Raw genomic sequence first — 14,101 nt, 5'->3', positions numbered from 1 at the left:
AGTAGAATAGCTGAATGTACTATTCCTTCACTGCGCCGATCATTACCCCTTGGTTAAAGTATTTTTGTACAAAAGGGTACACGCACATGATCGGAACCGTTGCCACGATAATAACAGAATACCGCATCATATTGGCGAGTCGTAGTGCGATTTGCGCAGCTTCCCCGGTTCCCATCCCCGACTGCATCTGATTGGTGATCAGAATATTTCGCAGGATCAGCTGCAAAGGATACATATTAGGATTTTTCAGATAGATCAAAGCATTAAAATATGAATTCCAGTAACCAACGGCGATCCATAGACCCAGCACGGCAATAATCGCCTTCGACAGTGGTAAAACGATCTGTAGAAAATAACGAAGATTTCCACAACCATCGATCTGTGCAGCTTCCCATAAATCTCCCGGAATACTCGACTGAAAAAAGGTGCGGGCAACGATTATGTTAAACACCCCAACGGAGAAAGGCAGTACCATCACCAGAAATGTATCGTACAGATGGAAATCACGGATCGTTAGAAAAGTCGGAATTAACCCCCCATTAAAAAACATCGTAAAGATGAAAAACAGGGAAAGATATTTTCGTCCCACAAGATCCTTTCTGGACAACGCATAGGCCGCAGAAATATTTACAATTAAACCGATTGCCGTCCCTACCACCGTATACATGACGGTATTCCAGTAACCGATCCAAATATTTTCATGACGCAGCAGCTCTTTGTAACCATCGAAGGTGAACCCTTTAGGAAATAACCAAACCTGCCCCCCCGCCACCGCGGAAGGATCACTGAACGAAGCAATGACGATAAAATACAGCGGATAGATTAAGATAACTAGAAAAATTGCTGATATAACATACATCACTATTTCCATTATAGTATCCGAAGAACGATTCTTCTTTATTTTCCCCACATTCCCTTTAGTAACTGTCTCTAAACCTCCCATTTCAATTCTCCTCCCTTCTACCACAAGCTATTTTCGCTTAGTTTTTTAGATATCTGATTGACCATGATCAATAAAATAAAATTAATAACGGTGTTGAATAGGTTGATCGCCGAGGAAAAGCTGTATTGACTGCTGAGCAAGCCAATTTTGTAGACATAAGTAGAAAGAATTTCACTTGAAGTGATGTTCAAGTCATTTTGCATTAGGTACACTTTTTCAAAGCCAACCCCAAGCAGTCCTCCGACCCGCAAAATAAGCAGGGTTATCGCTGTTGGCATCAGCATCGGAATATCGATATAACGAATTTTATGCATCCGGCTTGCTCCGTCTACGGTTGCCGCCTCGTACAAGCTAGGATCAACTGCGGAGAGCGCAGCGATAAAGATAATGCTGTCCCAGCCGACATGCTGCCACACATCCGACCAAACATATACACTGCTGAATAATCCAGCGGAGCCAATCAGATCAGGAGCCTCTTTACCAAAAAGACTATATATATTGCCCAGCAGTCCGGTGCTAGGTGAGAACAAAATCATCATTAAACCCACCATTACTACCGTGGAGATAAAGTGCGGCATATAAGACACCGTCTGGAAAAAACGTCTAAACCGGTTAGGTCTCATCTGGTTAACCATCAACGCCAGTATAATTGGAATCGGAAAGGTAATCAGACTGTACACACTGATGATCAATGTGTTTTTAATCGTTGATGAAAATTGATAGGAATGAAAGAATTTCTCGAAGTATTTGAATCCAGCCCATGGGCTGCCCCCAATTCCCAACGCAGGGCTATAATCCTTGAAGGCAATCAGCACCCCGTACATTGGCTTGTACGCGAATAATAACGTCAGAACTACAGCAGGAAAAAGCAATAGATAGAGACCCCAATTTTGTTTGATTTGTCCGAATTTCCGCCCGAAATGAAGTGGACCAGATTTCATGACATCCCCTCCTTATTTAAAATAGAGAATGCTACCCCACAGCTATCCTGTAGGGCAGCACCTTTTTCGAAAGACGAATAGGTTATTTCACGTTCATATAACGGGTGTAAGCATCCGTGCGAATCTTAACTAACTTTTCAAGTCCCATTTTATTAAGCTTGCTCACATAAGCATCCCAGCCCTCGTCAATTCCGCCTTTGCTAATAAATTGCGCCCGCATAGTATTCACATAGCTGTCGATATCCGTAGTCAAGGTTGGCAGCTCCTCGAACTCCTCAGAAGTGTACATTACGTTAGGGAAAGGTGTTGTTACATATTCACTGCCCAGCTTATCCAGTTGCAGCTTCAGTCCATCTCCACTTTCAGGGTTCAGGACGATTTTCGATTCAAAGGAAGGACTCACATATTTCGGTCCAAAATCACGTAAGGATTGATCCCAATACCAAGCATCTGCGCTGGTTCCAGCAGGTGGATCCATCAATGTATAAGTGCTATCATCGTTTTTCTTAATAACCGTTCCAATTGCACCCCAGAAATTCTGAATACTCGCTTCGTCAGTGTAGAACTGATCTGCCCAACGTGCAGCAACCTCAGGATATTTGCAGGATGTGGTGATCAGCAGCTCATTACGGTTAAGATTCATCCCAATCGGATTCCCGATCGTATAACGTTTACCATCTGGTCCGGCAATCGGTGGAATCGTCACATATTGATCGCTCCATTTTCCAAACACGGCGTCTGGAGTCCACTGGTACGTAAAGCCTACAATTGGAGCATCCGGATTCTGGAACTTAGCCGATCTCATCGTATCGTCCTGAGTGAATACCTCTTTATCTAGCAAGCCTTCCGCATACAATTTATTTTCCCATTTGAGACCTTCTTTGAACTCCTCTGAAACAGGGAAATATATCGCTTTTCCGTCCTTGATGATCATATTATTGTTATTCAAATCGGCAATTCCGAAAGGACTGATCAAGTCATTACCAATTTCAATAAAAGGAATCTCATCTTGTTTTCCATTACCATTCGGATCTTGTTCTTTAAAAGCTTTGAGCACGTTATAAAGCTCATCAATCGTTTCAGGCACCTTCAAGCCCAATTTGTCCAGCCAGGTCTTGTTAATCACAGGCTGACGTGAGCTTTTTGGACGTGCAGGAAGTCTTGTTGGCAGTGAGTAGATTTTCCCGTCAGGAAATGTGCTGATTTTTTTCATTTCTGGGGTTTCTTCCATAGCTGCTTTGAGATTAGGCATATTTTGCTCAATATAATCATCAAGCGGCCGGAAAAAGCTTAGATTATTTACGATATCGGCATCCCCAAAGGTTTGATTTCCCAAGACGATATCCGGAAGCGTGCCACTCGCCAGCATAATCGACTTCTGCTCACCCCAATCATTGGAGGACATCACTTGCCAATCGATTTTGACATTCGTATTTTTCTCCAGATCCTTCAGCCATTGGTTTTGCGTAAAGGTGTCCCCCATACTCCCCCAACGGACAGTCAGCACTTTAAGTGTTACAGGCTCATTCACAATCGGCAGACCTTCTTTGTTATAGCTGCTCGTTTCATTTGTCGCTGCATTATTCCCGTTGTTACCGCCGCAGCCAGCAATTCCAAATACCATCGCAGCCGCCAGCAGACCCACAGTCCATTTCTTTGCAGTTTTTTTCTTACTGTGTTGACTCATCTCTTAATCCCCCATTTCAATTTATCAAAATGCATCTGAATAGCTTTATAATAACTTCTTATTTTTTCGTATTCCGGACACATTAAGACGGTTATCCAGACCTTTGAATTCGCTTACAAAAAATGCAAAAGCTAAATGCTCTACTTGGGGAGATTTAATAACAGTATCCCGACTTCTGTATGTGCTATCCGGACTTTGAGGGAAATCGCTAGCGAGTTCTTATGTTTTTTTCACGCAGAGGTTTTATAATGACTTTATGATCAAAAAAACAGCGAAACACAAAACCTACCCCATTCGCCATTATATAAAAGTCATGATGTTGGTTTCATTCACAGTCCTTATTCTGGATTTAGGAATCAGCATCGCTTCCATTTCCATCGTTAAGCAGCAGTCCACTCGAAATTTGCAGGATACTGCGGCGCTTTACATCAATCGTATTAATCATGATTTTGCCTACATTAATCACTATATGGGCTGGACGCTTGGGAACGATGAGAGCTTACTAACGATGAATACTTACGGGGTCAACAGTATCGAGTTCTTAAAGGCAAATGATAATCTGTTCAAACGCTTTACCGAGCTGCAAAAAAACTACGGGCATGAGTATAACTTCTTCTACTATTTGAAAAATGAGACCTATTTTTTGAATTGCGCACCGATCAGCGTAACCTATACGGATTACAGGGAGCTGAAAAAGAAGATTATTTCTTATATTGATGATAAGGAGATGTACGAGAAGTTTTATTCCAAATGGACGCCTATTCTAGTAAACAACCATTATTATGTGATTAATATCGTGCCCTATTACAATCGCTATTTAATTGGACTGATCTCCGCAGATAATCTGATCCGGCCGCTACGCCAAATTAATCTTGGCGCCAATGGTTATGTTTCTCTAGTAGATGAGAATGAACAGCCTTTAACTAGTCCGATCTCCAATAGCGGAAAGCTAATAACGGAAAATGGGGGATTCTCTAATCTTTTGCAATCGCGTACAACAATCAACAGTGCATTCTCAGACACCACCTTCAGCACCAAAATGGTCATTAAATATGGCATATTCGAAAAAATCATGATTGCCCAGCTGCTTATTATGTTATTGTTCTTCATTGTGACCTCCACGTTATGCATTGTTCTGCTCTTTTTCAAAAAAAGAGTGTTAGGTCCGATTCAAAGCTTCTCCGATAACCTTGCTTTCATTAATGAGTCTGGGCAACCCGCAGATTTCAGAAGCAGTGAGATTATAGAGCTGGAACAGGCAAACACTCAGTTTAAAGGCTTGGTTGAACAAATCAAAACCTTTAAAATCGCTATGTACGAGCAGGAACTGGAGAAACAAAGAATACAGCTGGACTATATGAAGCTACAGATTAAACCACACTTTTTCTTAAACTGTCTGACTAGCATCTATAGCATGGCGCAAATTCATATGTATAAAGAAATTGAAAATATGACGTTGTCTACCTCTAAGTATTTCCGTTACATTTTTCAGAATGGCGAGAATTTTGTCCGGTTGGAGGATGAAATCGAGCATGTCCGAACCTACTTGGAGATTCAAAAGCAACGTTATCAGGACGCATTTATTTATTACATCGAACAAGAGGATCAGGCAGGCAGTGTGGAAATTCCACCGTTAGTGCTGCAAACCTTTATCGAAAATTCAATTAAATATGCGATTTCACGCGAACATGAAGCCGAAATCAGACTTACAGTACAACGATTACAGATGGAGCAGGAAGAAGAAATGCTCGTTATCCAGCTCACCGACACCGGTCCCGGTTTTCCACCTCAAGTGTTAGAGAAACTTAATCTTGGAGAGCCCTTGGATCAAAGTAAAGGTACACAAATCGGCATTATGAATACGCTTAAAAGACTAGAGTACCTATATTTAAAAAGAGCAACCGTTACCTTCTCCAATTTGGAGGGCGGCGGCGCTAGTGTAATCTTATATCTTCCGAAGCTTCCTAATAAATCTAAATGAATGGAGAGCAAACTATGAATGTACTGCTTGTTGATGATGACTTTTATGTTATTGCCGCATTGCAAAAGAAAATTGATTGGGAATCACTACACATTGATACTGTTTATACGGCTAATAATGTCGCTCAAGCACGTGAAATAATAGAAAAGCATTCTGTTCAAATTCTGATTTCAGATATTGAAATGCCACAGGGCAGCGGACTGGAATTACTAGCATGGATTCGCGAGGGAAATTATAGTATTCAGACTATTCTTCTTACCAATTATGCAGATTTCAACTATGCGCAGAAAGCAATCGAATTGCAGAGCTTTGAATATTTCCTTAAGCCCATTGAATTTGACAAGCTGATGTTGATCATCCATAAGGCGGTTACCCAAGCAAAAGAGCAGCAAAAAAACGAAAAAGCCATTCAGGGCGGTTACTTTTGGCAAAAAAATCAGGCGAAGATTCTTGAGCATTTTTGGCGGAAGTTAGTTAGTGGCAGTACATCATTTCCGATTAAATTGTCAGACATCACACATGCCATTGAAGAACAAAACCTCTCCTATCAAATGAGTGATACCCTACAGCCTTTGATATTTAACTTATTCCCTTACAATGGCAGTATGGGAAAAGAAGAAAAGGATCTGTTTGATTTTGCCCTGCTAAATGTATTGTACGAATTGTTTCAGCACCCTTGTTTTACCATCGAAAGCATTCTGGAATACAAAGATTATAACTGGATCGCCATATTAAAATGGAACCAGGCTCCAGATACGCAACTGCTTGAAGCATTATGTGCTTCTTTTATTCAAAAGGCGAATCCTTATTTAAAATGTGATGTCTGCTGCAATATTGGTTTAAACGATAAACTGAGTAATGTGGGGAATGTTCTAAAACAATCCCTGACTATGGATGAAGAAATTACGAGATGCAGAAATCAGACCTTTTTGGTGGAGGCTTATCTGCATCAAAATAAACCGGGCTATACACCACCGGATCTTGCCTATTTGGAAGAACTGCTGAATCAGAATAAATTCACTGCTTTTCTTGAAGAAGTTACACAATATTTAAAGGTCATGCTTAACAATAGAACACTTGAGACCTCTGTCCTTAGCTTGTTCCGTTTAGATGTAGTACAGCTAGTCTATTCATTTCTCAACCTGAAAGGGATAAGATCACACAAATTATACTCTGGCAAAACTAATGATAAATTATCTATGCACTCTTTGGATTCAATCGAGGATATGGAAGAATATCTTAAATACCTTGTCACTACAGCCATGAAATATCGTGACTTTGCTGCCCAGCCTAAGTCCGTCGCAGAAGAAATCAAACAATACATTCATTCACATTACGGCGATGACCTGACCCGAAATGATTTGGCTGAAATTGTCTATCTCAATCCTGATTACCTGGCAAGGATATTCAAACGAGAAACTGGGGTTTCATTAGGCAGTTATGTCATCCACGTCCGAATCGCGGCTGCGAAACATTTATTGGAAACCACAAATATGTCTGTATATACCGTCGCGAACAAAGTTGGCTATAGCAACTACTCCTATTTCTCCAAGCTTTTCAAACAAGAGGTAGGTCTCCCTCCAAACGATTATAAAAAGGAACAACAATACAATCCAGCTTACTAAAAGAGGGTAACCCAGCATCTAGTTCATGGATGCTGGGTTACCCTCTTTGGGATATCTTCTGCATATTAATTACTGTCTACCTTTACTCCTACGCTGCTGATAATGATCCACCTACGAGCTTACTCTTGCGCCCAGTAATCATCTGCCACTCCTTTACTCCTACGCTGCCGGGAATCTTACACCCCTGACTTTACTCTTACATCCAGTAACCATCCACCATGTCCCCCTGCTTCCGGACCCAGATGACGCTATTTGCGCATTTATCGCCTTTTGAGCACAGTTTCGGACTCCAGTGCAACTATTACTGTGATATTGCTCCAAATCGAGTGTGTTTCAGGTCAATAGCGACTATGCGGTCCGTTAGAATTCCAAATGTGGCATAAAGCAGCGTTTAAGGTCAGCTGAGTCCGATAGCTACTTCGTACGCGGAAATCTAATCGAATCTGCGAAGCTTGCCGGGGATCACGGGAAGGTTCCCCACCGCCAGTAATCTTGCAAGCTCCAAAAAACACATAAATGCCCCAGCAGTCATAATCAGAACGGCTGGGGCATCTCTTTTACTAAATTAAGCCTGAAGCGTTACATATTTATCGCCAAGCAGATTTTTGAAATAGGTGCGATTATATAACATACTAGGATGGGATGGATAAAAACTCAACGCCGTTTCATTGTGATGATTCGCCTTCTCGTGTTGGCCGAGACGATCATAACAGAGTGCCAATTGAAGATGCGGCAGCCAGGTATAAAAGATCCCATTCTTCATCCCCATCGAATCGTAATCCCGCGGTAGTTGAATCGCTAGCTCATACCAGTATGCGGCTGGTTGCAACTGGCCTTTTTCCAGCAGAAGTGCCCCCAGTCGGCAACAAAACTCTGAACGTGGTTTATCATACTGCAAGGTTTTACATAACGCTTCAAATGCACCTTCTTTATCCCCCAGCCGTTCCCGGCATTCGGCAAGCTTTAGGCAAGCCTGGAAATTATCTTCAATCCAGCCCTGCCCACCCGCTAAGAAAATCTCATAGTATTTGCAAGCCTCTTCATTTATAGCATGATCCCTTAATTCATTCGCATAATAATACTGGTCTCTCGGCGAAAATACTTCACCCTGTGCAACACGTTTTTGATAAATCCGCAAATTACGATCTGTGTATTCCTTATCTTTCTCATGTGTGATGCAGACATCACTACTAAAAGAAGGACCACTTACCTCTAAATACTCATGAACAGATCCGATCCATTGAAAGTTGCAGCTGCGCCGAACCAGCCTGTTGCGGCGTAAACTAGCTGTGACATTTCCCGCTTCGTCAAAAGCCAGATTATATTGCATGTTCACACTGTGAATATGTCCCGGCAGGATTTCTTTTAGTTTTTTAAAAAGAATCTGATCCTCTTCCTTTATATAATCATCCGCATCCAGCCACAAAATGTACTCCTGAGTAGCTTTGCTAAAGGCAAAATTACGTGCGGCACTAAAATTATCAATCCATTCGAAATCATAAATTACAGCTCCGAAGGACAACGCAATCTCTTTCGTTTTATCCGTCGAGCCTGTATCCACGATAACAATTTCATCTACGAGACTTGCAATGGTAGATAAACATCGGTGCAAGCTTTTTTCTTCATTTCGTACTATCATACATAAACTAATCGTAACCATACTCGCCCTCCTACACGCTTTGTTTGAAATTCTTTCTATATTGATATGCAGGGTTTAAGAAACGGACTCCCGCTCTATCCCGCCATATCATGAAGAACTTCAGAAATATAAAGATTATGTAAGAAACTTTCCACTCCATTCTTAGGTCTATATAAGTAAGATCAAAGGAGGTACAGCATATATGAAATCCAAACGAAAAAGCGTTAGAAACGGCTGGATCTTAACTTCAATATTGTGCGTCGTAATTGTACTAGTACTGCTGATTGGATATAAAGGGCTCGACTGGGGAACGCCCACCACTCCCCCCCCGTCCACCAACGCACAAACTAATAATGAAGCAGATAACGAACCCAGCTCCACTCTAAAAATGCTCGAATTTCCTAGCAGTGATCCCGATAATGGGCAGGTCATCATTCCACTGCATACCACGCTCGCGCAGCTAAATATTGATAGTGGCAGCGAATATGTAAACACAGAAATCCCCCCCATACCTGAAATGACCTTTGCTTTATCTCAAGACATGAAAAACCAAGTAGAAGCAACGCTGGTCTACCGCCCTGATATCGGTGGAGGTTATCTTCTACTCGCTCCTGCCGGATGGCAGGCTACCGCGGTTGTCGGCGCTAACGGTTCTTATGGAGTTACCTTTCAGGATCCGAACCATCCGGAACAAAACATGAACTATTCAGATACGGCTTGGACTTGTATAGGCTGTGCTATCACTGCAATCGGAGCCTATTTCCCGGAAAAAGCCGAATGGGCTGACGCGTTGGGATTTACCATTAATAATCCGCTTAAGTTTAGCGAACAGCATATTTTAGGTACTGCAGGAGCTGAAGCCAGAACGGTCAGATATACGCTTCAAGCAGACGCGAATGGCTATCAGGACGAGGGTGCTGCCTATTACGATAAGGGAGAATGGGGTTATTTATTCCGCAGTATCGGAATACATCAAGCTCAAACATCCCCACAGCCGGAAGTAGTGGAGACCCTCATGAAGTTCTTTACAGATAATCATGGACCGCTCTTCATTGCTGACCCAAACGCAGAGAAGCTGGACTAAGGGTGGGAATTTTTAGAGGAAGGTATTTTCAACCTTGCTCTTGCTTTTAGAAAGACGTAGGTGCTATTTTTTGTTATAATCAATGCAATGCGTTGTTTATGAATTCAGACATATATAAAGGGGACGTAACCATGACTCAAATTATTAAAACTCTAACTATTGCAGGCAGCGACTCCAGTGGTGGCGCAGGCATCCAAGCGGATCTAAAAACATTTGAAGAGTATGGTACCTACGGCTTTAGTGCCTTGACCACTATCGTTACTATGGACCCGGACAACGGCTGGCACCATAATGTTTATCCAATTGATGCCTCCATTGTTGCTGAGCAGTTAAAAACTATTTTCGCTGGTGGCCCGGTTAATGCCATGAAGACAGGTATGCTTGGAAGTGTTGAAATTGTGCGCGTTGCTGAGCAAGCGATCAAAGAAAATCTTCAGACTAATGTAGTTATTGATCCAGTTATGGTGTGCAAGGGTGAAGATGAAGTCTTGAACCCTGACAGCGCTGAGGCTATTCGTGACTTATTGCTACCACTAGCAACAGTGGTCACCCCAAACTTGTTTGAAGCAGGTGTTCTTTCAGGTCTTGGCAAACTTACTACCCTTGAGGAAATGAAAGAAGCTGCACGTCTGATTCATAAGCTCGGTGCACGTAATGTCGTGGTTAAAGGCGGCAAAGCACTCGGCGGCGATCAAGCGATTGATATCTTCTTCGACGGTTCTGAGTACACTGTATTCCAAACAGCCAAAATCGAACCCGCTCACAATCATGGAGCTGGATGTACTTTTGCCGCAGCAATTACAGGCGGTCTAGCTAATGGCTTAACGGTTCATGAGGCTGTTGCAAAAGCTAAAGATTTTGTCTCCGCAGCCATTCGTAATGGATTTGCGTTTAATGAATATGTGGGTCCTGTATTTCACGGTGGTTACCGTTTAGAACGTTAGAACTCACAATCCAATTACACAGAAAAATAAATGGCAGTCCAGATGCTGAACATCAGCTCTGGACTGCCATTTTTATTTACTATTATTGAAAATCCGTAAATTCAAAACTTTGCTTACCGAACATTGATTTTTCATACGATTATTTTCATAAAAAAAGCACCCGAGTCAAGATTCGAGTGCTTCTGAGCTACGTCCTCTAATTATTTTATCAAAATGGATAAAGCACTTTTTGACGCCAAACGGAAAGATAATTCATCCGCTCCCGGCAAGTTCAAAGCAACATTCTCAGCCTTTTCGCTATCGTTGAACAGAACAACTGCAATAGAGTTATCTGTATTCTTAAAAGCTACGGAACGAATCTCTTCTTGATTGGTGGAAGCGTCAATACGCACAGCCTTCGGACGAATAAATTTACTGAAATGGGCCAGCGCATAATAGTCGAGCGTATACGTAAGCTCCTTGGTCTCTTGGTTGACTGTCACAACACCACGACAAGTACTTTTGCCAAAACCCGGTACGGTTGGGCCGTTCTTTTCATCTAAGGCCATATTCCATAACACAAAGGATTTACTATGATTTCTAAGAATATCAATCCCTGTTCTCATTACATTGGAGAAGGCTTGTTCAAACGGAGGAATCCATTCTCCACCAGAACCTTCTGTAAAATGCACTTCTTTATCAGCATAAGCTTTCAGAACCTCTGATTGCGCTGATGCATTGCCACCATACCAGTGCCAAGCTACACCATCTACTTCATCTTTTGCATAATCGAGCACGGTTAACGGATAATCTGGACGATCCCAGTTGTGGTCGTAGCAGAGAATTTTTGTAGCGATGTTGTGCTTAACAAAGCTAGGCTTCAGGTAGTTTTTAATGAAATCTTTTTGCGCCTCAGGCAACATTAACATACTAGGGTAGTGTTTTGGTTCAAATAAAGGCTCGTTCTGTGGTGTTACAGCATAAGTTGGCAATCCGTGCCCTTCAAAAGCTTGAATATATCGAACAAAATAATCGGCATAAGCCTGATAATATTCTTGTTTAAGTTCTCCAGCAATCATCGATCCGCTAGTCTTCATCCAACCTGGTGCACTCCATGGAGAAGCCATCAGTTTGATCTCAGGGTTAATTTCCAGAGCTTGTTGCAACAAAGGGATAATGTCTGCTTCATCATGTGCGATAGAGAAGTGGGTTAATTCCGTATCCGTTTCCTGAGCAGGTCTATCATCATAGCTATAAATATCTCTAGCATAATCCGATGCCCCCATTGGATTTCTTAATACGGACAAACCAATTCCATCTTGTGCGTCAAAAAGCTTGCTCATGACTTCCTTTTTCTGTTCGTTGTCCAGGACTTGATTAATCAAATAAGCGGATGAATCCGTAAAAGATGCTCCAAAGCCATCCATTTCCTGAAAGGTTTGATTCTCGTCAATAGTTACAGTAGTGGTCGCCTCTGCGTCAGCAATTGGAGTTAATTGTTGCAGACTTTGCTCTACAAACAATGTATTCTCCCCGGTGGATTGATAAATTTTAAGCTCTGGCATGTTGTTTCCCTCCATCTTTCTATGAAGAGGCCCCAGTGAAGGGGCCACATTCTATTTTCTAACTTATTTAAGGCCTAATTTTTCTTTGTTGTTTTTCATTTTTTCAGAACGAACTTCTACAATCTTATCCCAGTTGTTATCATTTAAAAATGTTTTGTAAGCAGCTAAGGTGCTGTCGAATGTAGCATCGTCTTTAGCGCGGATCATACTTACAAGCGTAGTGTTCCAAGTAGTGTCAATTGCAGTAAGACTGCGAGCTTCAGGCGTTCCTTGAGCCGGGTTAATGTTTTCAAGAATAAAGTGTGGTTTCAGCTTTCCTTTGCCCCACTCTTGCATTTGTTTAATGGAATCTGCGAATGCGTCGTTACTTAGCGCCTTATCACGGTCATGTCCAAAAAACATAAATTCACCCATCCGGTAATCCTTTTTGAATTTATCGGCATTATTTAATTGCAGGTCTTTGATTTCAGGCAAGAATTCAATTTTACCGCTGTCGTTAACTTTATAGGTTTCTCCTTCAATACCGTAGTTCATGAGCTTTTGTCCTTCGTCGCTGAGCAAATAAGTGTAAATTTGAATCGCTTTGGCAGGGTCCTTAGCCTTTTTAGTAACATAGCTAATCATCCAACCTGTAATTCCTGATTGATTCAACGTTGGTTCATGTCCAACAGTACTTTGTGGGCCATCAATAGCGATATATTCCTTGCCTGGATTTTCTGTCATGTAGATTTGCAGGTTACCACTTTGTTGCGGTGTTCCATCCAAAAGTATTGTTGCATATTTACCGGATTTCACTTTTTCTTCAAAGGCAGTACCGTCATCAGCAAAGCTGTCATCACTGATGTCACCATTTCTGTAGACTTCATTTAACGTTTTCAACCACGTCAAGTAATCCTCATCCAGGTTACGGTTGTAGAATTCGCCATTTTCAGTTTCCATCGGCACTCCGATGAAGTCCTCCAATACATCTCCCAAAGAACCAGTGCCTGAACCAATGGAGTTAAAACCAAAAGGAATCATGTCCGGGAATTGTTTTTTGATTTGTTGCATAACGCTCTTGAATTCTTCAGGAGTTCCAAAGCTTGGTTTTCCAATGGCCTCGTAAACATCCTTGCGGATGACAAAGGCTGTTTTAGCAGGGATGTTACCGCTATCATAATCGTTTTGCGTATTGGAATAGTTAGGGTATCCATAGGTCTTGCCATCAGCTAACTGGAACCAGTTCATCGTATCTTTTTCTGCAACTTTATTGAAATAAGGATCATATTTATCTGCCAGATCATTTAAAGGCAATGCCCATGTAGCAGCTTTTTGTACGACTGGAGAGTTGGAATCAAAAATAGTCAACAGGTCTGGCATTTCACCGCCGGCAAAAATCGTATTTAGCTTAGTGTCATCGCCTGTAATGAATTTAATGTTGATGTTTAAATCCTCTTTAATTTTCTTAGTGACAAGGTCTTTTCCGAAATCAGTATTCCACCAGTCTGCATTCACGTACCAAGTCAGATCTGTTGTCTCTTTTTTTGTATCCAGCTTCCATGCCGGTGTTTCCGGATCTATAGTATAACGGCCTTCAATGGAGCTTAACTCTTTACTGGAGCTGTCAGAATTACCTTTCGATCCGCAACCTGTAAATACTAATACAACAGCCATAAGTGCCGTACAAAGTTTGAGTCCTTTTTTCCCAAATGCTTTGTTCATCTTTTGATTCCC

Annotated in this window: 10 protein-coding genes; 4 read left to right on the top strand and 6 right to left on the bottom strand. The window is 41.8% G+C overall.

The genetic code is table 11. The features are described from left to right. Window positions 1-19: 19 nt before the first annotated feature. From MKZ16_RS12150 to MKZ16_RS12140, 3 genes are all read right to left on the bottom strand, one after another. Window positions 20-943, bottom strand: a complete 924-nt coding sequence (locus MKZ16_RS12150; RefSeq protein ID WP_076105383.1) for a carbohydrate ABC transporter permease — start codon at window positions 941-943, stop codon at window positions 20-22. A gap of 17 nt (window positions 944-960) precedes the next feature. Further along, the gene (locus MKZ16_RS12145; RefSeq protein WP_036689753.1) at window positions 961-1,884 is read right to left on the bottom strand and encodes an ABC transporter permease subunit; all 924 of its coding nucleotides are present in this window, start codon (window positions 1,882-1,884) and stop codon (window positions 961-963) included. Window positions 1,885-1,966: 82 nt separating this feature from the next. Then, window positions 1,967-3,571 carry an extracellular solute-binding protein gene (locus tag MKZ16_RS12140; protein ID WP_076105382.1) on the bottom strand — a complete coding sequence of 535 codons (1,605 nt, stop codon included), beginning with the start codon at window positions 3,569-3,571 and terminating at the stop codon, window positions 1,967-1,969. 256 nt (window positions 3,572-3,827) lie between these two features. Between MKZ16_RS12140 and MKZ16_RS12135 the strand changes: the two genes are divergently transcribed. Beyond that, a complete protein-coding gene (locus MKZ16_RS12135; protein ID WP_076105381.1) occupies window positions 3,828-5,552 on the top strand; it encodes a sensor histidine kinase in 1,725 nt (574 codons plus the stop codon). Window positions 5,553-5,566: 14 nt separating this feature from the next. Next, window positions 5,567-7,177 carry a helix-turn-helix domain-containing protein gene (locus MKZ16_RS12130; RefSeq protein WP_036689748.1) on the top strand — a complete coding sequence of 537 codons (1,611 nt, stop codon included), beginning with the start codon at window positions 5,567-5,569 and terminating at the stop codon, window positions 7,175-7,177. A 565-nt stretch (window positions 7,178-7,742) separates the two neighbouring features. On the opposite strand, the gene MKZ16_RS12125 is transcribed toward MKZ16_RS12130, so the two are convergent. Beyond that, window positions 7,743-8,837 (bottom strand): glycosyltransferase family 2 protein, encoded by a 1,095-nt coding sequence (locus tag MKZ16_RS12125; RefSeq protein WP_076105380.1) that lies wholly within the window; start codon window positions 8,835-8,837, stop codon window positions 7,743-7,745. A gap of 181 nt (window positions 8,838-9,018) precedes the next feature. Between MKZ16_RS12125 and MKZ16_RS12120 the strand changes: the two genes are divergently transcribed. After that, entirely contained in the window at window positions 9,019-9,900 is an 882-nt protein-coding gene (locus tag MKZ16_RS12120; protein ID WP_076105379.1) for a DUF4850 domain-containing protein, read from the top strand. A gap of 131 nt (window positions 9,901-10,031) precedes the next feature. Beyond that, entirely contained in the window at window positions 10,032-10,844 is an 813-nt protein-coding gene (gene thiD, locus MKZ16_RS12115) for a bifunctional hydroxymethylpyrimidine kinase/phosphomethylpyrimidine kinase (protein WP_038570000.1), read from the top strand. Window positions 10,845-11,044: 200 nt separating this feature from the next. Here thiD and MKZ16_RS12110 read toward each other — a convergent pair whose 3' ends face one another. Both MKZ16_RS12110 and MKZ16_RS12105 read right to left on the bottom strand, forming a co-directional pair. Then, the gene (locus tag MKZ16_RS12110) at window positions 11,045-12,388 is read right to left on the bottom strand and encodes a glycoside hydrolase family 30 beta sandwich domain-containing protein (RefSeq protein ID WP_076105378.1); all 1,344 of its coding nucleotides are present in this window, start codon (window positions 12,386-12,388) and stop codon (window positions 11,045-11,047) included. 63 nt (window positions 12,389-12,451) lie between these two features. Next, window positions 12,452-14,089 carry a sugar ABC transporter substrate-binding protein gene (locus MKZ16_RS12105; RefSeq protein WP_076105377.1) on the bottom strand — a complete coding sequence of 546 codons (1,638 nt, stop codon included), beginning with the start codon at window positions 14,087-14,089 and terminating at the stop codon, window positions 12,452-12,454. Between the last annotated feature and the right edge of the window lie 12 nt (window positions 14,090-14,101).

Source organism: Paenibacillus sp. FSL R5-0928 (assembly GCF_037970385.1).
In the GTDB taxonomy this organism is placed as follows: Bacteria; Bacillota; Bacilli; order Paenibacillales; family Paenibacillaceae; genus Paenibacillus_AQ; species Paenibacillus_AQ odorifer.
The sequence above is the reverse complement of the archived record's forward strand: the minus strand, read 5'-3'. Positions and strand labels throughout refer to the sequence as shown.